Annotated in this window: 20 protein-coding genes; 17 read left to right on the top strand and 3 right to left on the bottom strand. The window is 44.3% G+C overall.

From position 1 onward, the window contains the following. Together HRT75_RS09060 and HRT75_RS09055 are read right to left on the bottom strand one after the other, a co-directional pair. The coding region (locus tag HRT75_RS09060; RefSeq protein ID WP_291185486.1) for a PKD domain-containing protein at positions 1 to 1,794 on the bottom strand (1,794 nt) is incomplete at its 3' end. Positions 1,795 to 1,839: 45 nt separating this feature from the next. Continuing rightward, on the bottom strand, positions 1,840 to 2,808 hold the full coding sequence (locus HRT75_RS09055; RefSeq protein WP_291185481.1) for a hypothetical protein: 969 nt from the start codon (positions 2,806 to 2,808) through the stop codon (positions 1,840 to 1,842). 171 nt (positions 2,809 to 2,979) lie between these two features. Between HRT75_RS09055 and HRT75_RS09050 the strand changes: the two genes are divergently transcribed. The 5 genes from HRT75_RS09050 (at position 2,980) to HRT75_RS09030 (ending at position 8,695) form a co-directional block, all read left to right on the top strand. Beyond that, entirely contained in the window at positions 2,980 to 4,701 is a 1,722-nt protein-coding gene (locus tag HRT75_RS09050; RefSeq protein ID WP_291185477.1) for a phospho-sugar mutase, read from the top strand. Beyond that, on the top strand, positions 4,701 to 6,542 hold the full coding sequence (locus HRT75_RS09045; RefSeq protein ID WP_291185474.1) for an ABC transporter ATP-binding protein: 1,842 nt from the start codon (positions 4,701 to 4,703) through the stop codon (positions 6,540 to 6,542). Before HRT75_RS09050 ends, HRT75_RS09045 begins: the two co-directional genes overlap by 1 nt. A 568-nt stretch (positions 6,543 to 7,110) precedes the next feature. Next, positions 7,111 to 7,653 carry an RNA polymerase sigma factor gene (locus HRT75_RS09040; RefSeq protein WP_291185471.1) on the top strand — a complete coding sequence of 181 codons (543 nt, stop codon included), beginning with the start codon at positions 7,111 to 7,113 and terminating at the stop codon, positions 7,651 to 7,653. 36 nt (positions 7,654 to 7,689) lie between these two features. Continuing rightward, complete coding sequence (locus HRT75_RS09035) at positions 7,690 to 8,220, top strand: hypothetical protein (protein ID WP_291185468.1); 531 nt, start codon at positions 7,690 to 7,692, stop codon at positions 8,218 to 8,220. A 28-nt stretch (positions 8,221 to 8,248) separates the two neighbouring features. Then, entirely contained in the window at positions 8,249 to 8,695 is a 447-nt protein-coding gene (locus tag HRT75_RS09030; RefSeq protein WP_291185464.1) for a Spy/CpxP family protein refolding chaperone, read from the top strand. A 32-nt stretch (positions 8,696 to 8,727) separates the two neighbouring features. Here HRT75_RS09030 and HRT75_RS09025 read toward each other — a convergent pair whose 3' ends face one another. Further along, complete coding sequence (locus HRT75_RS09025; RefSeq protein ID WP_291185462.1) at positions 8,728 to 9,774, bottom strand: oxidoreductase; 1,047 nt, start codon at positions 9,772 to 9,774, stop codon at positions 8,728 to 8,730. A gap of 115 nt (positions 9,775 to 9,889) precedes the next feature. Between HRT75_RS09025 and HRT75_RS09020 the strand changes: the two genes are divergently transcribed. The 12 genes from HRT75_RS09020 to HRT75_RS08965 all read left to right on the top strand — a co-directional run. Further along, complete coding sequence (locus HRT75_RS09020) at positions 9,890 to 11,113, top strand: methyltransferase domain-containing protein (protein WP_291185459.1); 1,224 nt, start codon at positions 9,890 to 9,892, stop codon at positions 11,111 to 11,113. A gap of 1 nt (position 11,114) precedes the next feature. Further along, a complete protein-coding gene (locus HRT75_RS09015) occupies positions 11,115 to 12,155 on the top strand; it encodes an endonuclease (protein ID WP_291185457.1) in 1,041 nt (346 codons plus the stop codon). 80 nt (positions 12,156 to 12,235) lie between these two features. Next, positions 12,236 to 15,907 (top strand): phosphoribosylformylglycinamidine synthase, encoded by a 3,672-nt coding sequence (gene purL, locus HRT75_RS09010; RefSeq protein ID WP_291185455.1) that lies wholly within the window; start codon positions 12,236 to 12,238, stop codon positions 15,905 to 15,907. Positions 15,908 to 16,025: 118 nt separating this feature from the next. Continuing rightward, the gene (locus HRT75_RS09005) at positions 16,026 to 17,804 is read left to right on the top strand and encodes a long-chain fatty acid--CoA ligase (protein WP_291185453.1); all 1,779 of its coding nucleotides are present in this window, start codon (positions 16,026 to 16,028) and stop codon (positions 17,802 to 17,804) included. An 83-nt stretch (positions 17,805 to 17,887) separates the two neighbouring features. After that, positions 17,888 to 18,466: a thioredoxin family protein gene (locus HRT75_RS09000; RefSeq protein WP_291185451.1), complete on the top strand. Its 579-nt coding sequence runs from the start codon at positions 17,888 to 17,890 to the stop codon at positions 18,464 to 18,466. Next, positions 18,433 to 18,870 (top strand): hypothetical protein, encoded by a 438-nt coding sequence (locus tag HRT75_RS08995; RefSeq protein ID WP_291185448.1) that lies wholly within the window; start codon positions 18,433 to 18,435, stop codon positions 18,868 to 18,870. The genes HRT75_RS09000 and HRT75_RS08995 overlap by 34 nt, the downstream gene beginning before the upstream one ends. Positions 18,871 to 18,962: 92 nt before the next feature. Next, a complete protein-coding gene (locus HRT75_RS08990; RefSeq protein WP_272833277.1) occupies positions 18,963 to 19,415 on the top strand; it encodes a MarR family transcriptional regulator in 453 nt (150 codons plus the stop codon). After that, entirely contained in the window at positions 19,416 to 21,824 is a 2,409-nt protein-coding gene (locus HRT75_RS08985; protein WP_291185443.1) for a 3-hydroxyacyl-CoA dehydrogenase/enoyl-CoA hydratase family protein, read from the top strand. Between the two features lie 3 nt (positions 21,825 to 21,827). Further along, positions 21,828 to 23,018 (top strand): acetyl-CoA C-acyltransferase, encoded by a 1,191-nt coding sequence (locus tag HRT75_RS08980; RefSeq protein ID WP_291185440.1) that lies wholly within the window; start codon positions 21,828 to 21,830, stop codon positions 23,016 to 23,018. 6 nt (positions 23,019 to 23,024) lie between these two features. Then, positions 23,025 to 24,836, top strand: coding sequence for an acyl-CoA dehydrogenase family protein (locus HRT75_RS08975; protein WP_291185437.1), 1,812 nt, complete (start codon positions 23,025 to 23,027; stop codon positions 24,834 to 24,836). A gap of 89 nt (positions 24,837 to 24,925) precedes the next feature. Next, positions 24,926 to 25,789 carry a hypothetical protein gene (locus tag HRT75_RS08970; protein WP_291185434.1) on the top strand — a complete coding sequence of 288 codons (864 nt, stop codon included), beginning with the start codon at positions 24,926 to 24,928 and terminating at the stop codon, positions 25,787 to 25,789. A gap of 72 nt (positions 25,790 to 25,861) precedes the next feature. Then, the coding region (locus HRT75_RS08965) for a M23 family metallopeptidase (RefSeq protein WP_291185431.1) at positions 25,862 to 26,342 on the top strand (481 nt) is incomplete at its 3' end.

Below are 26,342 nucleotides of genomic sequence, written 5' to 3'. Positions count from 1 at the left end.
CGCTCCTGGATAGAGTTCCAAGAGTTGAGCTTCAAAATCCACTAGATCCACAATAGCTTCAAAATCTGGATTGTCACTGCGATTACATGCCACTAGGGTGACATCTCCGGCATAAGCCATAGGTTCTACGATCAAGGTCACTGGCGCGATAGCAAAACAGAGCGCATTTTCAAAAACACGCACATAGACTACCTGCCCGTTAAATTCATTCTCATAGCCAATCTCTGGTAGCGCATTTTCATTATTCTCGGCATCGGCTAAGGTTCTAAAGAAATTCACTGTAAACCCGCGAGGATCCCCGATAAGTTCTGTCAAAGCTTCATTGAGATTAAAACGAGAGATCCCATCGTCAACACCATCAATATCACATTGTACAAGTTGCACTCCGCTATTGACAATAGGGGCATCCCCTATCTCTACAAATTCAATATAACGTTGGGTCGGACGCGTCTCGTACTCCACATCTAAAGTCACTGTGTAGACCCCCGGGCCACTAAAAATATGTGTTGGATTGATCAAAGTGGAGGTATTTGCCGCCCCACTGGCCGGATCGCCAAAGTTCCAATTGACTGCCACTATGGGTTCATCAGAAGTGATGGTGAATGCCGTCTCATCTCCCAAGCAGAAATTCTCAATATCTACAATACTTTCAAAAAAAGACTGAATGAATGGCGGTAATCCAAATTTGGTGGAACGTCCACCCAGATCGGTATCATACAACCTAAAATCACTATCTAAACGTGGGAAATTTGGAGTTCGGATCACCGAAAGGTTGTTATTCGGAATAGAATGATAGATCTTTTTATCAATAGCGATCTGCAGGGTCCCGGCCAAATCACTAATGAAGGGATTGGGAATATCGGCCACCGTAAATCGCGAAGCCACAACATCTGGGGCTTCGAGATCATACTGAATGATGTTGATATTCTCGGTTGCTCCAGTATCTCCGTTAATGGTCTTTCCACTGGCATAAAGCTTGGAAGAATCCGCAGAGAATTCTACCCCATAAAACACCAAGTCGGTTCCTAAAACTAATTCATTACTCACCACTCCCGTTTCTGTATTGAAATCATACAAAAGGAACTGTCCCGTAAAGTTGGGCTGGAATATGGAGTGCGCGACCGCTAGTTTATCTCCATCCGGAGAAGATTTTATCGCCCCTCGAATATTATTGAAATCATTGATATTGGGACCAATTGTTGAAATTACCGGAGTAGGATTCAATCCCGTATCGTCAACAAAATAAGCATAGAATCGATTTTCAAAGTGAGTGATCACCCAGTAATTCTCACCGTCTGCGGCACGGACCCCAGTAATCTTTTCGGAACCCTGAGGCAAAAGATTCATATTTTTTTCTGTGACATCACCTAAACCTCCGGCCAGATTCATATCGACCACAGAATAGTTAAAACCGTTTCCAGCTCCACCATCTTGATAGGCCTGAACCACATCAGAAGTAAAAATATAATACAGATTGGTAGTACCCGGCTGGGGAATTACCAAAGCCGATTGTGTAGCCGAAAAACTTCCGTTTAGATCTTCACCGTTGGGCATGACCTCGTGAATACGGTTCCAAACATTACGCCCTTCTGTGTAGAATAATAAGGTACCTTCTGGTGTTGAAATGGTCTCGCAACCCTCAACAGTATTGAGAACGCCGTCCAAACGCGGCACAGGTTCTCCGGAATTGAAATCCAAGCCCGCATTGCTGCCAAAAAACCAATTGGCGGCTTCACGTTGCCCATGAGCTAGGCTCACGAGTAAGAGTAAACTTAGGAATACTACGCGTTTCAAAGGGTGCAATTTTTGGTTAAATATAAGGATCAGATTTGGTTTTTATTACTGTTTATCAAGGCGGATTCGCGATGGAACGGTACCTACTCCGGTACTGCCGTCAAATCCTAAATAGCCTTCCACAAGCCATAATTCGAACACAGAATCTTCCAAGGGGTCTAAAGAGGCGTTCTCACTATCAGGTCCCAAAAGGATATCGTCAGCCCGCTCACTACAATTGGCATTGAGCTTGCGCAGTTGATTTTCCCAAAAGAAGGATTCATTACAACCCACCGTAAAATAGAACACGCGCGGACGGCCGTTGGTTGGTGATTCTGGCGGACCCGGAAAACGGATCTCCCTCACGTTTTGATTGGCTCCTGTAGTAATTTGTACTAAATGAGGTGGACCAAAAGTAGGTCCGAAGGGACCATCCACCACACTACTGTATCGGTAGGTTCCTGTGAATAACTCAGAAGCAATGGGCTCCACCAATGGAATTGCATACCGATAAGGCGAACTAAAGAAAGTTTCAAAAGCAATAATACAAGAAGCGCCACTACCTACTGTAAAGGTGCGTTCATCCTCTAAGCGAATCAAAAGACGCAAAACAATTTGGTCCCCACAACTGGATGCGGACAGCGGTACAGACAAAGCAGTCAAAACCTCATTTAAACTGTAATCGAGATTAAATCTCGGTAATCCAACGGGCCCCGTTTCAATGTCTTCTTTTTTAATGACATCAAAAAGAACCTCAGTATCTGGAACATTGCCGTTATCTGAATCACGATCTATATATTGAGCATAAACCTCGATCTCTCGTAATAAGTCACCTTCCTCAACGTCTTGTTGTTCCAAAACAGCGTTGAAACGACTTTCGGGATCGTTGATATTAAAATCGGCTTGGACAAAATCTACGGTGCGTAGAAAGGAGCCGTTGGTCACGCCTTCAAAAACGAGATCAATGGCTTTGTCATCATCGGAGCATTGCACAAATAGCAATCCGCCCACGATTAGTAATAGCAATTTTTTCATTGTTCATAGGTTGGTACTCGAAAATACCGAAGGATTGTGTTATTTTTGGTAAATCCGATAGACGTTTACTCTATTTACCCCTCCAATTTCAATCCAACAAGAGTTTTAAGCTTTTCTAAAAAAGTGTCCCTAACAGGGCGATTATTGTACCTTTGTTAATATTTCATAGCAATGATTTACATAGCACCAGAAATTTTAGAGCGCGTGAACCAATGGTTGGTTCCGTTTTTTGATGAAACTACACAACAGGAGATCAAAGAGATGATCGCAAGCGACCCCAAAGGCTTGGAAGATTCCTTTTACAAGAATTTAGCTTTTGGAACTGGTGGTATGCGTGGAATTATGGGACCGGGTGACAACCGGATCAACAAATACACCTTAGGCAAGAACACCCAAGGACTATCCCAGTATCTCAAAAAGGTATTCCCGGGAGAGTCTTTAAAAGTGGCTATTGCTTATGATTGTCGTCACAACAGTAAAAGCTTGGCTGCAGAAGTAGCGAATGTATTTTCTGCCAACGGGATCGAGGTGTTTTTGTTTTCGGACCTGCGCCCTACGCCGGAACTTTCTTTTTCCGTAAAGCATTTGAACTGTCACTGCGGAATTGTTTTGACAGCATCGCACAATCCACCGGAATACAACGGTTACAAGGTATATTGGCAAGATGGAGGTCAATTGGTGCCGCCGCAAGACAAAGAGATCATTGCAGTGATCAATGAATTGGCCTATACCGACATTCAATTTGAAGGTAATGCAGATTTGATCCACAATATAGATACTGAACTGGACGAGGCTTTCATAGCTGCTTCTTTAGCGAACGGGATGAAAGATACCACGCCAGAACAGCGAGCAGCCTTGAAGGTGGTTTTTACCCCTTTACACGGAACTTCAGTTACCGTGATTCCAGAAGTATTGACGCGTGCGGGTTATTCGCAAATGCAGATCGTAGAAGCTCAAGCCACACCTGATGGAGATTTCCCAACAGTTAAATCTCCTAACCCAGAAGAGCCCGAAGCCCTTTCTATGGCTATACAAATAGCTGAGGACACTGGAGCGGACGTGGTCATTGGGACGGATCCAGATTCGGACCGTTTAGGAATTGCAGTGCGTGATGAAAATGGAAAGATGACCATTTTGAATGGCAATCAAGCCATGGTCATCAAAACACACTTCTTGTTGGCGCAAAAGGCAGCCAGCAGCGGAATTCAATCAGAAGATTACATCGCTTCCACCATTGTTTCTACTCCCATGATGGGCGTTATGGCTGCGGATTTCGGCATGTCGTGCGAACTCGGTTTGACGGGATTCAAATGGATTGCCAAAATGGTCAAGGACATGCCCGAACGCAATCTAATTGGTGGCGGGGAAGAAAGTTTTGGATTTATGGTGGGCGATTTTGTTCGCGATAAAGACGCCGTAACCGCTAGTTTGTTAGCTTGTGAGATTGCAGCTCAACAAAAGGCCAAAGGCGAAACCTTGTTGGATTACGCTGTGGAGCTTTATAAAAAATACGGAGTTTATCAGGAAGAATTGATCTCCTTTGTAAAACCAGGCAAATCTGGTGCAGAAGAGATTCAAGCCATGATGAAGTCCCTAAGAGAAACCCCTTTAAAAGAAATTATTGGAGAAGCCGTAATGCGCGTTGACGACTATCAACACAGCGTTAGCACACACCCAGACGGTTCCCAAACCCCCATCGACATGCCAAAGTCGAACGTTTTGATCTATTGGACAGACCAAGGTACCAAAGTGGCCGCCCGCCCAAGTGGTACCGAACCCAAGATCAAATTCTATCTCAGCGCCAATGCGCCCTGGGAAGGCAATTATCGTAAAACGCAAGCCGCATTGCTAGACAAAATGGATCGCATTGCAGCTCAATTCAATCTGCGCTAGTGCATTATTTTAAACAGATTATCTCTTTCGCGCGCCCCTACAAGCGCTTCGCTTTGGGGAATATAGTGTGTAATATCTTTTACGCACTTTTCAGCGCCTTATCATTTGTCACGCTGATTCCAATGTTGGACGTGCTCTTTAAAAATGAGCTTGTCAATGGACAGCCGGGAACCGCCAAAAAGCCGGAGTACACGGGTATTGCTGACACCGTAGATTACTTTAAGGAGTATATGGCCTATCAGGTGGATCAGTTTGCTCAAGACGATGCCTCAAAGGCCTTGATCTTGGTGATCGGTCTGGTGATCGTGATGTTCTTCTTCAAGAATATCTTCAATTATTTGGCGATGTATTTCATCACTTTCTTGCGCAACGGTGTTTTGAAGGATCTGCGCAACGCCCTGTTTGACAAGATCACACGACTGCCCATTGCCTTTTATTCTGAGAAACGCAAAGGAGACACTATTGCTAGAATTTCTAATGATGTTCAGGAGATTCAGCATTCGTTCCTTTCTATTTTGGAGTTGATCGTAAGAGAGCCGCTGACCATTTTGTTCACCATAATTACTATGCTGCTCATTAGCGGCAAGCTGACTATTTTTGTCTTTGTGTTCATTCCGATCTCAGGATTCATCATTTCCCGCATCGGAAAATCATTAAAGCGAAAGTCCGATCGTGTTCAAGCAGAACAAGGAACCTTCCTTTCTATAGTGGAAGAAACTTTGGGCGGATTGAAAGTGATCAAAGGATTTAACGGTGAAGGAGCCTTTAATAAAAAATTTCAGGCCTCTACGATGCGTTTTTACAACTTTTCTAATAAGCTGCTGAACAGACAGAACTTCGCCTCACCAACTTCTGAATTCCTAGGGATCTTTGTGATTGCTATTCTGCTTTGGTTTGGTGGACGTATGGTTTTGATCGATGGCACTTTGGACGGAAGTGATTTTATCGCTTATATGGGATTGGCCTATAACATCCTCACTCCGGCCAAAGCGATCAGTAAGGCGAGCTACAGTGTAAAACGCGGAAACGCAGCCGCTCAGCGCGTTTTAGAGATCCTAAACACAGAGTCATCACTGGAAGACAAACCCAACGCCATTGATAAAGAAGAATTCCAGCAAAACATCAGCTTGAACAATATCTCCTTCAAATATGAGGATGACTATGTGCTCAAGGACTTCAATTTAGAGGTTAAAAAAGGGCAAAGCGTTGCTTTGGTGGGGCAATCTGGTAGTGGAAAATCTACCATTGCCAACCTAGTGACACGTTTCTACGATGTCAACAAGGGAGACATCAGTATTGATGGAGCCGATATTCAAGATTTAACCAAAGCTTCCCTGCGAGGGCTTATGGGATTGGTCACACAAGATTCCATCCTATTTAATGACACGATTAAAAACAACCTACTATTAGGAAAGCCAGATGCCACAGATGAAGAAGTGCATCGCGCGCTGGAGGTTGCCAATGCTTGGGAATTTGTAAAAGACTTACCGCAAGGCATTGAAACCAATATTGGTGATGCCGGTAATAAACTCTCCGGAGGACAAAAACAACGACTGAGTATTGCTCGTGCTGTTTTAAAGAACCCGCCGATCATGGTTTTGGATGAAGCCACCTCGGCCCTAGATACCGAATCCGAACGTTTGGTTCAGGATGCATTGGAGAATATGATGCAAAACAGAACTTCCATAGTAATAGCACACCGTTTGTCTACCATTCAGAATGCTGATCATATTGTAGTATTGCAAAAGGGAGAAATTGCTGAGCAAGGAACTCACCAGCAGTTGTTAGATAAAAAAGGGATCTATCACAGTTTAGTTTCCATGCAGTCTCTGGGAGCTTAATCTACCAATCACATATAAACAAAAAAAAAGCAGATCGGATGATCTGCTCTTTTTTTTAACTGCTGCCGTATTTGGGGCTCACAACAGCAGTATGATTTAATTAACAACAGTGTAAATGTAGGAAGTGGGTTTTAATTTTCCAAAAAAATATTGCTTTTTATCTTGTTTTTTGTGCATTTCATCGATATTTTGTTTGTAATAGTTTAAATATTCCTACAAACAACTTATCAAACTAAGAGAACAAAAAATCTTGAGCGTAGACAAAATAAAAACGGGCAAACCCCCGCGGTAAGCCCGTTTTCGTAAAATAACTAAAGTAGTTGGGGCTACATTTAGCGAACAGAAGAATGTTCTTGACGGCTAATGTAGAAATATTTTTCCTACAAAAAAATATTTATTGCATTTTATCGATGATTTTTAACGTTTTATCTGTTTTTTTATGTGTTTCCCTTATTTTGGACTACAGCATTCACCTATTTCGCTACTATTAATTGCTGCCGAGAATAAATTTTAGACCCTAGATTAAACCTTTTTGATACCTTGTAGTCATAAGGGTAAACCACTACCATTGATCGCTGAATCTACTTTAGTATCGGAATTAAAGGCTCCCGAAACCCGGGAGGCTGCCTTCAGCACTCTGATGAAGCAATACAAGGAGCGCTTGTATTGGCATATCCGTAAAATGGTGTATTCCCATGATGACACCGATGATGTGCTTCAGAACACCTTTATTAAAGTGTACCGCAGTATAGACTCCTTTAAAGAAGAAAGTAAACTCTATACCTGGATGTACCGAATTGCCACCAATGAGGCCATCACCTTTCTCAACAAGAAAGCCAAACGCATGGAGACCGGTAATGAGGAAGTGCAACAACAGGCTGTAGCAAACCTGGCCGCCGATCCTTATTTTGAAGGAAATGAAATTCAGCTTAAATTACAACAAGCCATAGCAGAATTGCCGCAAAAGCAGCAGTTGGTTTTTAATATGAAGTACTTTGACGATATGAAATACGACGATATGTCTCAGATTCTGGGCACTTCTGTGGGAGCCTTAAAAAGTTCCTATCACATCGCCGTAAAAAAAATAACCGCTCACTTAAAAGCAGATTAAACCTTTGATAACAAAAAGAGTCATAAGAGCAGTATCATGAACTTGGAAAACTCACATAACAATACAAATCCCTACGGAATCCCTGAAGGCTACTTTGAAGGCTTTGAGGCCAGCGTACAGGCTCGTATTGCCGAAGAAGAACTTCGCGAACTGGTAACCACACCTGGTTTTGTGACTCCAGAAGCTTATTTCGAGACCCTAGCGCCCAAAGTGATTGCTCAACTGCAAAAGCCAGAACCCAAGGTGATCTCTTTATTTAGCAGACGTAGCTTATTCGCGGTAGCCTCTGTAGCTGCAGCTGTAGTATTGATCGTGAGTTTGGTGACTAATTCTGGAAATACCACCACCGATACTTTAGCATTTGACAATATAGATACAGATACTCTTGAAGCTTACGTAAACAGTGATGCTATTGCATTTACAGATGCTGATTTGATAGACTTTGTCTCTGAGGAGGATTTGGAAAGCAGCTTGTTTAGTGATGAATCATTAACGGATGAATCCATCGAGACCTACCTTTTAGACAACCTTGACGATATTGATTTAATAACCACCTACGAGGAATGATAGTTTCCTTACTTTAAAGACAGACACTATGAAAAAACTATACTACATATTTATCTTTTGCTTACTGCTGAGTAGTTTCTCTGCCGAGGCGCAGCGACAAAGGCCCAATCCCGGGGAGATTGAAGCGCAAAAAACGGCGTTTATCACCAATGCCTTAGACCTGAGCGCAGAGCAAGCTCAAAAGTTTTGGCCCATTTACAATCAGTCAGAAAAGGCCATGGAAAACATCAGGCGTCAGCAAAGAGAAGCCCTGCGTCAAGTTAGACTTGGTGGTGGTTCCATTTCAGATGATGATGCCTATGCCTTGATCGAGAATTTGATGAATTGGGAACAAGAGATGCTCAACGAACGTAAAAAACTCGTGGCCAATTTAAAAGGAGTCGTCTCACCTCAACAGATATTACGCCTCAAACGTGCAGAAGAAGAATTTAAAAGACGTCTCTTGCAAGCCATGCAAAATCGTCGCAAGAACTAAATCAAAAGCGGACCTCAAGGGTTCGCTTTTTTTTATTTGAAGACGAGCTTATCGATCTTGCCGTAACCACTGGCAAAAGCTGTGGTATCATTGACAAACTGAATGTTGTAGTAGGATTCTTCAGTGAGATCGATCCAAGAATCGCCTCCATCATTAGAATAAGATACCCCTGGAATTCCAACAGCCACTATCCCCTTCCCTTTGGTGTTGGGAACATAACGCACGCAAGATCGGTAACCCGGCCCCGCTTGATCACTGATCAGCTTCCAAGTCTTCCCGCCGTCTGTAGTCACGGCCTTATTACCGCCATTCTCTGTTTTGGCCTCCCAATTACCTCCGAAAATAATTCCGTTGTTCGCATCTAAAAAAGAAACCGAATAAATTCCCGTCATGGCCTGACCTTCCACAATTGGAGTTTCATAGACTTCCCAGGAATTGCCGCGGTCTGTAGTTTTAAAAACTCGAGCTCGTTTCCCTCCAGAGACCAACCAAGCAGTGTCTCCATAAACGGCAATATTGGTATTGCTTGCGGCGAAAGCCGCTTCTCCTTCAGCAGTTTCAGGCAATCGGTCACAAGGAACTTTGTTCCAAGAGTTTCCGCCGTCTGTGGTTAATATTACTGACAAACAACCGTCTGTTGGGTCTCCCATAGCAATCCCGTTTTGATCGTCCCAGAAGGCCATAGCGTCATAGAATACTTTTGGATGCGTTTCTGTGTAAACGTCCTCTATAAAGGTAGGATTGGTTCCTTCTAAACCGATTTTATACAAGACTGCTGGATTTGCAATCGACAGTACAAAAACCGCATCGCTGGTTTTGGCAATGGATCTAAAGGCCAAAAGCGAATCTTGATAACTCACTGTTGCCAGTTTAGGAACCTGCCCTTCTACCACCCCAATCTTTCCATTATTTGCCGCAAACCAAACCGTGGAATCGTTCACCGCAGCAATGGCGCGAATGCTGATACTGTCTCTAAAAACAGCGCTAGCTTCAATACGGGTAAATTCTGGCGCACTAGAATCTGTGCAGGAAATAAACGCTAAACAAAAGATCAACAGGCTAAGCGAGGTTCTAATCATGGATCAAAAGAATTTAAGTGCAAATATAGAGTAAAGCATCGGCACGATTAATAATGATAATTTAAGCGATCCTGTAGTAGGCTTGTTCATAAATAAGGCTACTTTTGCAGCGACAATGAAAACAGAAGTACGATTCCATAGAAATCTGGTTTTCGCCACCTTAGACAGCTTAAAGCTGATCTTCAATGAGCAAAAACAAGCCGATAAAGTCCTCAAGCAAACCTTAAAACGTGACAAACGTTGGGGTTCAAGAGATCGTGGCTTTATCGCAGAAACTACTTACGACATAGTGCGCTGGCAACGCTTGTATGCCAAGGCCGCAGATGTTAAGGCGCCGTATTCTCGGGAAGACCTCTTTAGACTCTTTGCAGTTTGGGCGGTCCACAAAGGACACAGTCTCCCAAACTGGCCTCAGTTGGAAGGAACTCCAGTTCGCAGAATCCGCGGGAAGTTTGACGAACTTAAAAACGAGCGCGTTTATCGTGAGTCTATTCCAGATTGGTTAGATGCTATGGGATTAGAACAATTAGGAGGACAATGGGAAGAGGAGATCAAGGCCCTGAATCAGCAAGCTGATGTGGTACTCCGTACCAATACCCTCAGAACCAATAAAACCCAACTAAAAGACGCTTTAGAGGATGCAGAGATCCGCACCCAGTCTAAAAAAATAGCCCCTGACGCTTTGGTTTTAGAAGAGCGTACCAACGTATTCTCCTTACCGATATTTAAAGAAGGCTGGTTTGAGGTTCAAGATATTTCTTCCCAGCAAGTGGCTCCACTTTTGGATGTTCAACCCGGAATGCGCGTGGTAGATGCCTGCGCTGGTGCCGGTGGTAAAACCTTGCATTTAGCAGCGCTGATGGAGAACAAAGGGCAGATCATCGCCACGGATATCTATGATTTTAAATTGGCGGAACTCAAACGTCGCGCTCGTAGAGCTGGAGCCCATAATATTGAGACACGTTTTATCGACTCGCCTAAAGTGATCAAAAAACTTTACGGAAAAGCAGATCGCGTGCTGATTGATGCACCTTGCAGCGGTTTGGGCGTGCTTAAACGCAATCCGGATAGCAAATGGAAACTCTCACCAGAATTCATGGAAGAGGTTCAAGCGCTTCAGGCTGATATCTTAAGTCGCTATTCACGTATGGTTAAACCTGGAGGGAAAATGGTCTATGCCACCTGCTCCATCTTGCCTGCAGAGAATCAGCTGCAAATTGAAAAATTCCTAGCCTCAGAAGCTGGTGAAGGATTTAAAAAAGAAACGGACAAAACACTTTGGCCTAGTAAGACCGGATACGACGGATTTTATATGTGCCTACTTACCAAATCGAACTAAAATGAGATCCATTTTTAGCCTTGCCTTATTATTTTTTACGAGTCTTGCTCTGGCCCAACAGCCGTATTACGATGATGTTGACCTGACTTTGACTGGTAACGCGCTTTACAACGAGTTACAGACCAAGATCAGCGATGCGAGCAGCACTTTTAATTATACCGATGCGCGTAACGCCTTGCTATCAACGGACGAGAACCCGTCCAACAGCAGTGAAGTGCTTTTGGTTTATGGCTATAATGATTCCGATGGTAACTGTACCACGGATCGTACGCGTAACAAAAGTCTTTTTGGCGGAATGGAATGCGAGTACAATCGCGAGCATGTTTTTGCCCGCTCTAACGCAGATCCAACCATGGGAGATGTGAGCAGCAGTACTACAGGAATAGGCGCCGATCCGCACAACCTCCGTGCCTCTGATCAGCAAATGAATAACAACAAAGGAAACCGCCGTTTCGGAGACAGTAGCGGAAACGCCGGGGTGATCAGTGGAGGAAACTGGTATCCTGGAGATGAATGGAAGGGCGATGTGGCCCGTATGATGATGTATATGTATACGCGCTACGGAAGTCGTTGTCTTCCGGCCTTAATGGGCACTGGCCCAACCGAAGGTAGCACACAAATGCTACAGCTCTTTTTGGAATGGAACGTGGAAGACCCAGTGAGTTTTTATGAGGATCAACGCAATGAATTCTTAGAATCTGCTTATGGCAACAGAAACCCCTTTATTGACAATCCTGTGTTGGCAACCATTATTTGGGGAGGTGACACGGCAGAAGATCGCTGGGGACTGCTTAACACTGCAGATTTCACCACCAATCCACTGGTACTCTACCCGAACCCGAATTACAGCGGAACCTTGAACATCAGCAGTACGCTGCCTGTAACTGCAATTCAGGTTTATTCTGTAAGTGGACAATTGGTACTTTCCCATGATGATTTTCAAGGCAGTACTTTAGACGTTTCAAGCCTTAATTCTGGTGTCTATTTGGTTCGATTGACCGACGCTGAAAAACAGTTAGTAAAACGGTTAATTATTCACTAAATCTTCTGGGTTTAGAGGCGAAAAATTTTCGGGAATTGACGTACCTTTGCACTGCAATTGTACGTTAATCCGGCCGTATTATGATTCATTTTTTTGGCGATGCTACCACCGTTTTCGCCGTTCAAGCTACTTCTGACTTTCAAGAATCTGACCTGCAAAAATTAACCTGGCTTTTTGGCAACCGATCTCGAATCGAGGGTACTGCCGTTAGCGGTAATTTTATTGGTCCAAGAGCTGCCATGGTAAGTCCGTGGAGCACCAATGCTGTAGAGATTACCCAGAATATGGGGCTTTCAGGCATCATTCGAATTGAACAGTATGAATCCGTAGCAGACAATTTTGAAGATTTTGACCCCATGTTGAGTCAAAAATTCAACAGCTTGAATCAGGATTTATTCACCATTGACATCCAACCGGAATCCATCAAAGAGATCACAGACATCGCCGCTTTTAATGCCAGCGAAGGTTTAGCCTTGAGTGATGATGAGATCCAATACTTAGAAGAATTGACTGATCGATTGGGCAGGCCGCTTACCGACAGTGAGGTATTTGGGTTCTCACAAGTAAACAGTGAACACTGCCGCCACAAGATCTTTAACGGAACATTCGTGATTGACGGTCAAGAGCAAGACAGCAGTTTATTTAAACTGATCAAAAAGACATCAGAAACACATCCCAACAAGATCGTTTCTGCTTACAAGGACAACGTGGCCTTTATTGAAGGACCAGAAGTTACCCAATTTGCGCCAGAGCGTCCGGAAGTTCCTTCTTACTACCAACAGGAGGATTTTGAATCTGTGATCTCGCTCAAAGCCGAGACGCACAACTTCCCAACTACTGTAGAGCCTTTTAACGGAGCTGCTACAGGTTCTGGTGGAGAGATTCGCGACCGTTTGGCCGGAGGGCAAGGATCTTTGCCATTAGCAGGAACCGCAGTTTATATGACGGCTTACTCTCGCCTGAACGAGACACGCCCCTGGGAACAAGAGATTGATGCCAGAGATTGGTTGTATCAAACGCCTTTAGACATCTTGATCAAGGCTTCAAACGGAGCTTCAGATTTTGGAAATAAATTTGGACAACCTCTTATTGCGGGGTCTGTCCTAACTTTTGAGCATGAAGAAGATGCTCGCATTCTTGGTTTTGACAAGGTGATCATGTTGGCCGGTGGAATCGGTTATGGAAAGAAATCACAGGCTATTAAAGCCACTCCGTCCAAAGATGACGAGATCGTTATTCTAGGAGGTGAGAATTATCGCATCGGTATGGGAGGTGCAGCGGTTTCATCCGCAGATACCGGAGCCTTCAGCAGCGGTATTGAACTCAACGCGATCCAACGCTCCAACCCAGAAATGCAAAAACGTGCCGCAAATGCCATTCGCGGTATGATCGAAAGCAAAGACAACCCGATCGTATCTATTCACGATCACGGAGCTGGTGGACACCTGAACTGTCTGTCAGAATTGGTAGAAGAAACTGGAGGTCATATCGATCTTGACGCACTGCCAGTAGGAGACCCTACCCTATCGGCTAAAGAACTGATCGGTAACGAGTCACAAGAACGTATGGGCTTGGTCATTGGCAGTGAAGATGCCGATATATTAAAACAAGTTGCGGATCGTGAACGATCTCCAATGTATAAGGTGGGGAAAGTTACCGATGACCATCGCTTTAAATTTGAAGGCAGTAAGTCGGGCCAAAAACCTATGGACTTTATGCTGAGTGATATGTTTGGAAGCTCGCCAAAGACCATCATGGAAGATCAGCGAATCGATCAAGATTTCAATGCGATCTCCTATGAGCCGTCAGCTTTAAAACAATACGTCTTTGAACTGATGTACTTAGAAGCGGTTGCCTGTAAAGATTGGTTGACCAATAAAGTGGACCGCTGTGTAAGTGGACGCGTAGCCAAGCAACAATGCGCAGGACCATTGCAATTGCCTTTGAACAATTGTGGCGTGATGGCGCTGGATTACAAGGGCAAAGAGGGTGTTGCTACAGCCATTGGTCATTCCCCGGTGAGCGGTTTATTAAACCCGGCAGCAGGAAGTCGCAATTCCATTACTGAGTCATTGACCAATATTCTTTGGGCGCCTATCCAAGACGGTTTGAGCGGAGTGTCACTATCTGCAAACTGGATGTGGCCTTGTAACAACCCTGGAGAAGATGCACGCTTGTATGAAGCCGTTAAAGCGGTTTCTGATTTTGCAATTGATCTGGGAATCAACGTACCTACCGGAAAGGATTCGCTTTCCATGAAACAGAAATACAAAGACCGCGAAGTATTGTCACCGGGAACGGTGATCATCTCTGCCGCGGGTCATTGTGATGATATTACTAAGGTTGTGGAGCCTGTCCTGCAGAAAAATGCGGGCAGTGTGTACTACATAGACTTTTCAAAAACTGCAGCTGCCTTGGGCGGTTCTTCCTTTGCTCAGACACGTTCTGCTTTAGGAAAGACCCCTGCGGATGTGGCAGACGCGGCTTATGTAAAAACAGCCTTCAACACCCTACAAGAGTTGATTAGAGCGAACCAGATCGCTGCGGGCCATGATATTGGTTCTGGTGGATTGATCACTACTTTGGCCGAAATGTGTTTTGCCGATCGTGATTTGGGAGCTGATCTAGACCTAAGCGATTTAAATGCTGCAGATTTTGCAACAGCACTCTTCGCTGAAAACTGCGGGGTTGTTATCCAAGCTGCGGAAAACGATGCTGTTGAGAGCGCTTTGAATGCCGCCGGTGTTTCATTTGTGAAACTTGGGTCAGTTCGTCAAACTGCACAATTGGACGTGAACTTTAAGGGAGATTCCTTGAGTTTTAATGTTAACGAATTACGCGATGCGTGGTATGAGACCTCTTACCTTTTGGACCGTCAACAAAGTGGAGCAGACAATGCCAAGGCACGTTTTGACAATTATAAAAATCAACCGCTGAATTTTGAATTCCCTGCGGATTTCACCGGAGCGCTTCCTGAGATCGATCCGGCGAAGCCTAGAATCAAAGCAGCCATCATTCGTGAAAAAGGCTCAAACAGTGAGCGTGAAATGGCAAACGCCATGTATTTGGCTGGTTTTGACGTAAAGGACGTTCACATGACCGACCTAATCAGCGGACGCGAAACCTTAGAGGATATTCAGTTCATTGGAGCGGTTGGCGGATTCTCCAACAGTGATGTATTGGGCTCTGCCAAAGGATGGGCTGGCGCTTTCCTTTACAACGAAAAGGCCAAAGCTGCGTTGGATAACTTCTTCGCTAGAAAAGACACCCTCTCTTTAGGAGTGTGCAACGGATGCCAGCTCTTTGTGGAACTCGGCGTGATCAATCCAGATCACGATGAGAAACCTAAGATGCATCATAATGAAACGGGCAAGTTTGAATGTAGCTTTACTTCTGTGACCATTCAGGAAAACCCTTCAGTGATGCTTGCAGGACTTAAGGGCAGCACTTTGGGAATCTGGGCTGCTCACGGTGAAGGTAAATTTGCTTTACCTAAAGCAGAGTCCGCCTACAATATCGTTGCCAAATACGGCTATGAAGGACTTCCGGCAAATCCAAACGGTTCTGACTACAACACGGCCATGATGTGTGATGATAGCGGACGCCACTTAGTGATGATGCCTCACTTAGAACGCTCTACCTTCCCTTGGAACTGGGGGCACTACCCAGCAGACAGAGACGATAAGGTGACTCCATGGCTACAAGCCTTTGTGAATGCGCGCGAGTGGTTGGAGCAAAATATGGAGGGCTAATTCCCTAGTTTTTAGGGAATCGTCAATTTACCCACGCCTTATAAAGGTGCATTTAAGGGTATGGCAAAAAATGGCTGTATTTTTTTGTAATTTGCAAGAAATCTAGCAGAAACGAACTATGACAGAAATTAAGAGACTCTTTGACTTCCCCTATTACCAACTGGAAAACCTGCCGCGCGAAGATGCGCTAGTGACCAAAAAAGCCGGCAACTGGACAAAAACATCAACCCAAGAATACGTAGATCAAGCCAATGCCATTAGTCGTGGTTTGCTGCGTTTGGGAGTAGACAGTGGTGATAAAGTCGCTTTGATCTCCATGACCAATCGCACCGAATGGAATATTTGCGATATTGGAATCTTACAACTCGGTGCTCAGGATGTGCCGATCTACCCAACCATCTCAGAAGAAGATTACGCTTACGTACTCAATCACAGTGAATCCAAATACTGTTTTGTTTCTTGTCAAGAGGTTTTGGAGAAGATCAATAAGATCAAAGATCAAGTTCCAACCCTAAAGGGAGTTTACTCTTTTGACAGCATTGACGGTTGTGACAACTGGACCCAAGTTTTAGAACTCGGAGCCGACGATTCCAATCAGGTGGAAGTTCAAAAACGTATGGACGCGGTAAAGGAATCTGACCTAGCCACTTTAATATACACCTCTGGAACTACTGGCAAGCCTAAAGGAGTTATGTTGAGTCATAGCAATATTGTGAGCAACGCCATCAATAGTTCAACCCGCTTGCCGATAGTTCAAGGATCTGCTAAAGCCTTGAGTTTTCTACCGGTTTGTCACATTTATGAGCGTATGCTCATGTATATGTATCAGTACACCGGTACGGGAATTTATTTTGCCGAGTCGCTGGAAACCATTAGTGACAATTTAAAGGAAGTGCAGCCACAAGTAATGTCTGCAGTTCCGCGTCTGTTAGAAAAAGTATACGATAAGATCATTGCCAAAGGCACCGACCTTACAGGAGTGAAAAAGAAATTGTTCTTCTGGGCTGTATCATTGGGCCTTCAATGGAAACCTTACCGCGCCAATGGTGGATGGTATGAGTTTAAGTTGGGAATTGCCCGCAAACTAATCTTTAGCAAGTGGCAAGAAGCTCTTGGAGGAAACCTGCAAGCCATTGCCTCAGGTTCTGCTGCCTTGCAACCGCGTTTAGCACGTGTATTCAATGCTGCTGGCTGCCCTGTTTTTGAAGGCTACGGTCTTACCGAGACCTCTCCAGTAGTTTCTGTGAACGATATGCGTAACGGCGGTTTACGAATTGGAACCGTTGGAAAAGTATTGCCAGACACCGAAGTGAAGATTGCAGAAGACGGCGAGATCCTGGTTAAAGGACCACAGGTGATGATGGGATATTACAAGGATCCTGAAAAATCTGCAGAGGTTCTGAAAAACGGTTACTTCCACACCGGTGATATTGGAGAGGTAGATGCTGATGGTTTCTTAAAGATCACGGATCGTAAGAAGGAAATGTTCAAAACATCCGGAGGAAAATACATTGCGCCTCAGCTTATTGAAAATGTGATGAAGCAATCGCGCTTCATTGAGCAGATCATGGTAATTGGTGACGGGGAAAAGATGCCAGCTGCATTCATTCAGCCGAATTTTGAATTCATTGCCGATTGGAATGAGCGCAAAGAAAAAGGCCTACCAGCTGACCCGGCCGCTTTGATCCAAGAAGCTAAGCTGATCAAGCGCATCCAAAAGGAAGTGGACAAATACAACCAGCGTTTTGGAAAATGGGAGATGATCAAAAAGTTTGAGCTTACTCCAGAGGTTTGGAGTATTGAAGAAGGTCACCTCACTCCTACTATGAAAATGCGTCGAAAAGTGATCAAAGAAAAGTATATGGACCTTTATAATAAGATCTACGACAAGCCATAAATTTAAGTTGTAGTGTAAGGACTTGCTCCTTATTAAAGACTCAATAAAGGTGTGGAACGTTCTGCACCTTTATTTTTTTACCTATGAGAAAGATCTTTTTAATACTGCTGATGAGTCTCGGCAGTCTCCCCTATAGTTTTAGCCAAACCCGTACCGAAGCCTTTAATCAGAATGTAGAACTCGGCGCCATCAGTTGGTACCGCGACTACGATGAGGCACTGGCCGCGTCAAAAGCACAACACAAGCCAGTTTTGATATTATTTCAAGAAGTACCTGGTTGTGCCACCTGCAGAAACTACGGTAACAAGGTGCTTTCTCATCCGCTGCTTTCAGAAGCTATAGAAAATGAATTCATCCCCTTGGCCATCTTTAATAACAAAGGCGGAAAAGATGCTGCCGTGCTTAAAAAATACCGCGAACCCAGTTGGAACAATCCGGTGGTTCGTATTGTAAATGCCAGCGGAGAGAATCTAGTGAATCGTATTCTGGGAATTATACAGCTTTGGGGCTGTATCAAGGAATGCAAAAAGCATTGCTTAAAGAACAAATTACACCGCCAGCTTATATGGAAATTCTCGCAGAGGAATTACAACTGCGCCCAGACAATACAAAGCAGGCTGTTTACAGCATGTATTGCTTTTGGTCTGGTGAAAAAGCTTTAGGATCTTTAACTGGAGTGGTAAAAACTGAGGCCGGTTTTTCAGGCGGACGTGAGGTAGTAAAGGTTACTTATAATAAGGACGAAATCTCCAAAGACGCCATTGACGCTTTTGCCCAACGCAACAGCATCAGCCCAATTATTGGAAATGCAAAATTCCGCGCAGCGCTTAATGATGAAGACTATTACCTACAACGCTCCTTATACCGCTACTTGCCTTTAAGCGAAGTACAACGTACCAAGATCAACAGCTTAATTGGGCAAGGCATAGATCCCACGTATATCTTAAGCCCTTCGCAGGAGCGCTGGTTACAGCTCATCAAGAACAAAACGATCGCCAAAGAGAATCGTTCTGAAAATTCCTTCAAAACAGAATTCCTAGACCTAAAGCGCGTCCACTCCTTGTAAGCTTGGTCAACCGCTTACTCAAATACTTTTTAGAAATATTTATTATGCATGCATAGTATTTTTCCTTATCTTTGGAATGAAATTTTATCCAAATGAAGGAAAAGACCATTGACTATATTTTGCGCGCCACCTGGATGGCGGTTGCCAAAATGTATAATGAAGAAGCCGGAAAAAAGGGTTCAACCATGGCTACGGGATTTGCGCTAATCAGCATAGATCCTGAAGAAGGCACTCCCTCTACGGCCCTAGGGCCCAAAATGGGCATGGAGGCTACTAGCCTTTCTCGCACCTTAAAAACTATGGAAGAAAAAGGTTTGATAGAACGCAGACCCAATCCTTTGGACGGCCGTGGTGTTTTAATTCACTTAACGGATTTTGGACGCGAAATGCGCGATTACTCCAAACAAGTTGTGATCACTTTTGATGAAGCTGTAAAAGAAACTGTGAACAAGGAAGACTTTGCAACCTTCATGCGCGTGGCCAACAACATCCTAGAACTCATTCAATCAAAGAAAATATACAACGACAAAAAAATTGTATCCTAAATGGCAAAACGTACCATTAATAAAGTAGCAGTCATTGGCTCCGGGATCATGGGAAGCGGAATCGCTTGTCATTTTGCCAACATTGGAGTTGAAGTTCTGCTTTTAGACATAGTTCCACGCGAACTCAACGAAAAAGAACAAGCCAAAGGCCTAAGCTTAGAAGACAAGGTAGTTAGAAACCGCATGGTTAATGATGCCTTGACTAAGGCTATCAAGTCTAAGCCAGCTCCGCTTTATCACAAAAGCTTCGCCAGCAGAATCACAACTGGAAACTTGGAAGATGATATTGCGAAAGTAAGCGAGGTAGATTGGATCATTGAGGTGGTTGTAGAACGTCTGGACATCAAAAAGCAAGTTTTTGAGAATCTGGAGAAATACAGAAAACCAGGAACGCTGATTACCTCGAATACTTCAGGTATCCCAATCAAATTTATGAGTGAGGGGCGCAGCGAGGATTTCCAAGCACACTTCTGTGGAACACACTTCTTCAACCCTGCGCGATATCTGAAACTCTTTGAGATCATTCCTGGACCAAAGACCAATCCAGAGGTTTTGGAATTCTTGAACGGCTATGGAGAACAGTATTTAGGAAAGACCTCAGTAGTTGCCAAAGATACCCCAGCCTTTATCGGGAACCGTATTGGGATCTTTAGCATTATGAGCTTGTTCCATATGGTTAAGGAAATGGACCTGACCATTGAAGAAGTTGACAAATTGAGCGGACCGGTAATTGGTCGTCCAAAATCTGCCACTTTTAGAACGGTAGATGTTGTGGGGCTAGATACTTTGGTACATGTAGCCAACGGAATTGCAGACAACTGCCCGGATGATGAACGCAAACCACTTTTTGTTTTGCCCGATTTCATCAACACTATGATGGAAAATCAGTGGCTAGGAAGCAAGTCCGGACAAGGGTTCTACAAAAAAGTAAAGAAAGAAGACGGCTCTAGTGAGATCCTTTCCTTGGATCTAAACACCCTGGAATACCGCGCTAAAAAACGCGCTTCCTTTGGGACCCTAGAATTGACCAAAAGCATTGATAAAGTCATTGATCGTTGGCCAGTTTTGGTTGGCGGAAAAGACAAGGCTGGTGAGTTCTACCGCAAGACCTTGGCGGCACTTTTTGCCTATGTTTCTCACCGCGTACCAGAGATCACTGATCAGCTTTATAAAATTGATGACGCCATGAAGGCGGGATTCGGATGGGAACACGGGCCTTTCCAGATCTGGGATGCCATTGGTGTAGACAAAGGTTTAGAATTCATCGCAGCAGAAGGATTAGAAGCAGCTGCATGGGTTCAAGAAATGCGAGACAGCGGAAGCGACAGCTTCTACTCCGTGGTTGACGGAGCTACGTACAGCTATGATCGTGACCAAAAGTCACAGCAAAAAATTCCAGGACAAGATGCCTTTATCATCTTGGACAACATCAGAAAATCCAAAGAGGTCTTTAAAAACAGCGGCGTTGTTGTTGAAGATCTAGGCGATGGAATCCTCAACGTAGAATTCCAAAGCAAGATGAACACCATTGGTGGTGATGTACTCGCCGGATTAAACAAGGCCGTAGACATTGCAGAAAAGGATTTTGACGGATTGGTAGTTGGAAACCAAGCGGCGAACTTCTCTGTAGGAGCCAATATTGGAATGATCTTTATGATGGCCGTAGAGCAGGAATATGACGAGCTCAACGCTGCTATTAAATACTTCCAAGACACGGTAATGCGCATGCGTTATTCTTCCATCCCAACAGTAGTTGCTCCTCATGGAATGACACTGGGTGGAGGTTGTGAATTATCGCTGCACGCTGATATGGTTGTAGCCGCTGCGGAAACCTATATCGGACTCGTTGAGTTTGGTGTGGGTGTGATCCCTGGAGGTGGTGGTAGTAAAGAAATGGCACTTCGAGCAGCAGATACCTTCCACAAAAATGATGTGGAACTCAATGTATTGCAGGAGTATTTCTTGACCATCGGTATGGCAAAAGTAGCTACCTCTGCTTATGAAGCTTACGATACCGGAATCCTTCAAAAAGGAAAGGACATTGTAGTGGTCAACAAAGACCGCCAATTGGCAACCGCTAAAGCTTACGCCCGCATTATGGCAGATCGTGGTTATACCAAGCCGATCCAACGTACAGATGTAAAAGTTCTTGGAAAGCAAGCCTTAGGTATGTTCTTGGTAGGTACAGATTCTATGGAAGCTGGTCGCTACATCAGTGAGCACGATAAAAAGATCGCCAACAAATTGGCCTATGTAATGGCCGGTGGAGATCTTTCAGAGCCGCAACGCGTTAGCGAGCAATACTTGCTCGATTTGGAACGTGAAGCCTTCCTATCCCTTTGTACCGAGCGCAAGACGTTAGAGCGTATTGAGCATATGTTGAAAAAGGGTAAACCATTAAGAAACTAGAAGATGAAAACAGCATATATAGTAAAAGCATATAGAACCGCCGTGGGGAAAGCGCCTCGCGGACTGTTCCGATTTAAGCGTCCGGACGAACTGGCAGCAGAAACGATTGAGTACATGATGAAGGAGCTGCCGGAACTGGACAAAACCCGTATTGACGACGTAATTGTTGGAAATGCGATGCCAGAGGCAGAACAAGGCTTGAACATGGCGCGTTTGATCTCTTTGATGGGATTAAAAGTAGAAGATGTTCCTGGAGTAACTGTAAACCGATACTGTGCATCTGGAATTGAAACCATTGCCATGGCTACGGCAAAGATCCAAAGCGGTATGGCAGATTGTATCATTGCCGGTGGAGCAGAAAGCATGAGCTACATTCCAATGGGCGGATACAAACCCACTCCAGATTACGGCTTGGCCAAGAACGGAAACGAAGATTATTATTGGGGAATGGGATTGACCGCAGAAGCTGTGGCTGATCAGTTTAAAGTATCTCGAGAAGATCAAGATGAGTTTGCTTACAACTCCCACCAAAAGGCTTTAAAAGCACAAGCTGAAGGGCGTTTTGACGATCAGATCGTTCCCATAGAAGTTAATCACACCTATGTGAACGCTGCCGGTAAAAAAGAAACCAAAAGCTATACGGTAAACAAAGATGAAGGCCCAAGAGCAGATACTTCTTTAGCGGTTTTAGGAAAGCTGCGCCCCGTGTTTGCTGACGGCGGAAGCGTGACTGCCGGTAACTCTTCTCAAATGAGTGACGGTGCTGCCTTTGTTATGGTGATGAGCGAGGAAATGGTGAAGGAATTGAACTTGGAACCCATTGCACGCATGGTGAATTTTGCCGCTGCGGGTGTGGAACCGAGAATTATGGGAATTGGTCCGGTAAAGGCCATTCCAAAGGCTTTAAAGCAAGCGGGCCTAAAGCAAGAAGACATTGATCTCATTGAACTCAATGAAGCCTTTGCTTCACAATCGCTGGCTGTGATTCGCGAGCTGGGATTGAATCAGGAGATCATCAATGTAAATGGTGGAGCTATTTCTCTAGGACATCCTCTGGGATGTACCGGAGCTAAACTGAGTGTGCAACTCTTTGATGAGATGCGCAAACGAGATATGAAAGGCAAGTACGGAATGGTAACCATGTGTGTGGGAACCGGACAAGGTGCTGCAGGTATTTACGAATTTTTAAACTAAGAAGGCATGGAAACAGTAGACAAGCAAGATATTATTCGAGGAGGTCAGTTTATCGTAAAAGAGACCTCTTGCCAGGACGTATTTACTCCAGAAGATTTTTCTGAGGAGCAACAAATGATGAAGGAATCCGTAAAGGAGTTCGTGGATCGTGAAGTATGGCCCAAGAAAGAACAATTTGAAAAGAAGGACTATGCCTTGACAGAGTCTGTAATGCGCAAAGCAGGAGAGCTAGGATTCTTAGGAGTAGCTGTACCGGAAGAGTACGGTGGATTAGGAATGGGTTTCGTTTCTACCATGTTGGTTTGTGATTACATCTCTGGAGCTACAGGATCTGTGGCAACTGCCTTTGGAGCGCATACCGGGATTGGAACCATGCCAATTACCCTATATGGTTCTGAAGAACAAAAACAAAAATATGTGCCACAATTGGCCATGGGTGAGGTTTTCGGAGCTTATTGTTTGACCGAGCCAGGAGCTGGATCTGACGCAAACTCTGGAAAGACCAAAGCCGTTCTTTCACAAGACGGATCACACTATTTGATCTCGGGTCAAAAAATGTGGATCTCCAACGCTGGCTTTGCTTCTACCTTTATTGTATTTGCGCGAATTGAAGACGACAAGAACATCACCGGTTTCATCGTAGAATACGATCCGGAGAATCCAAACGGAATCACTTTAGGAGAAGAAGAGCACAAGCTCGGGATTCACTCCTCTTCTACTCGTCAGGTATTCTTTAATGAAACTAAGGTTCCTGTAGAGAACATGCTATCTGAACGCGGAAACGGCTTTAAGATCGCCATGAACGCTTTGAACGTTGGGAGAATCAAATTGGCTGCTGCTTGTTTGGATGCGCAACGTCGTGTGATTGGAGAAGCTGTGAAATACGCCAATGAGCGCGTGCAGTTCAAGACTCCTATTATGAACTTCGGAGCCATTCAGGCTAAGATCGCAAACATGGCTACTAGTTGTTATGTTGGAGAGTCTGCGAGTTACCGTGCGGCTAAGGATATTGAGAATCGAATCAACATCCGCCTAGAAGATGGAAATACCCACCAAGAAGCTGAGCTTAAAGGTGTAGAAGAATTTGCCATTGAGTGTTCTATTTTGAAAGTTGCTGTATCTGAGGACATTCAGAACTGTACTGATGAAGGGATCCAAGTATTTGGAGGAATGGGCTTTAGCGCCGACACACCAATGGAATCTGCTTGGAGAGACGCTCGTATCTCTAGAATCTATGAGGGAACTAACGAGATCAACCGTATGTTGGCAGTAGGCATGTTAGTTAAAAAGGCCATGAAAGGACATGTAGACCTATTGAACCCAGCAATGGCTGTAGCAAACGAACTGACTGGAATTCCTTCTTTTGAAACTCCTGACTACAGCGCGCCAATGAGCGAGGAAAAAGCCATGATCGCCAAGTTGAAAAAGGTATTCCTTATGGTAGCCGGTAGCGCCGTTCAAAAATTCGGACCGCAATTGGAAGAGCATCAACAGCTTTTGATGTCCGCTGCAGATATCTTGATCGAGATCTATATGGCAGAATCTGCTGTATTGCGCACCGAGAAGAACATTGAGCGTTTTGGTTTGGATTCTCAAACGGAACAGATCGCGATGACGCAATTGTACTTATACGATGCTGTGAACATTGTAAACGATAAGGCCAAAGAAGGGATCATCTCTTTTGCTGAGGGCGATGAACAACGCATGATGCTAATGGGACTTAAGCGTTTCACTAAATATCAAAACAATCCTAACGTGGTGGCTTTGCGCAAGCAAATTGCTGCCCGTGTTGCCAAGGATAACGATTACAGTTTTTAAATTAGGGTTTTAATTATTGTGATAGAGCCGCCCTGTTGGGGCGGCTTTTTTTTGGCTTCGTTTTTGCTATCTTTATGCAAACAACACTCATGAATCGCATACTATACCTACTCACGCTACTTTGTGGAAGTCTTGCTTTTGGACAAACCAATCCAGATGTTTTTATTGCCAGTATTGACATAGATGAAGAAGGTACCACCATCAATGGTCTACAAAATCTTTCCAACGATCCGGGTTATGACAATCAACCGAGTTTTGGCACAGACAACCTCTTGTTATATGCTGGAAATAACAACGGACAAACAGACATTTTTCAAATGCACTCGCGTATGGGGAGTAAAATGCTTGCCGGCGGTTCATTAGCTGGAGGAGAATATTCGCCTCAGCTTATGCCCGATGAGAGCGGTATTGCTGCAGTCCGCCTAGACACCACAGGTTTGCAGCGCTTGTATCGCTACGAGCGCAGCGGGAAATCCACGGTATTGATCCCTGATCTCATGGTGGCTTATTTTACCTTCTACGATGCCAATCAGATCGTGGGCTGCTATATTGAAGACGAAACCTTAAACCTTTTTGTTCACAAATTAGATGAAGCAAAGACCTATACGCTGCTTAAAGATGTAGGCCGCAGTTTCCATAGAGTTCCAGGGCAAAACTCAGTCAGCTATACGGCCACCAATGAACAAGGACAGCAAGATGTATATCTGTTAGACATGGACAGTTTGGAGAGCTTTTTTGTAACTCAATTACCCATTGGAGTGAATGATTATGCCTGGCTGAATGATTCTCAATTGATCGTGGGCAGCAACAGCAGTTTATTTGTATACGACACTTTTGACAAAAAGGATTGGGAAAAATTTGCGGATCTAGACGCTAATGTGATCGCTGACATCAGTCGTATTGCTGTGAGTCCTTCAGGAACACGAATCGCCTTAGTTGGGATCCCGAAATAGTAAATAATTATAACCGTTTACCAGCAGCGCTCTTAATTGTTAGAGATTCGTTTTGTCAGAAACTAACTAACAATGATTCAAAGACTAACAATAACATGTTTAGGCCTTCTGCTTCTTGGCTGCAGTAAAAGAGATCCTGTACGAGAGGTCAGAATACCAGAAGTTGATTTTGAACTCACCTCTTGCGGCCAAGCCAATTACCCAGAATGGTCTACATCACCCTATGTGCTGCCCTATCCTGTCGGCAAATCTTATAATATAGGATTGACGCATTGCAGCAGCAGTTTTCATGCCGACGGGGAACCGGATCAATTTGCTGTAGATTTTGATATGAATATTGGAACCTTTGTTAAGGCAGTAAGAGCCGGCCGTGTGATCCATATAGAAGAAAGTGGCCAAGACGGCAATTTCCCCAACAATTTGGTGGTGGTCCAACTCAGTGATAACACCTTTGCCCAATACATGCATCTCACTCAAAATGGGGCCATTGTAGAACTGAATGATCTAGTGGTTCAAGGCGATTCCATTGGCTTTAGCGGATCCACAGGTCTAG

Origin of the sequence: Gilvibacter sp. (assembly GCF_013214815.1) — a bacterium.
Lineage (GTDB): Bacteria > Bacteroidota > Bacteroidia > Flavobacteriales > Flavobacteriaceae > Gilvibacter.
The sequence above is the reverse complement of the archived record's forward strand: the minus strand, read 5'-3'. Positions and strand labels throughout refer to the sequence as shown.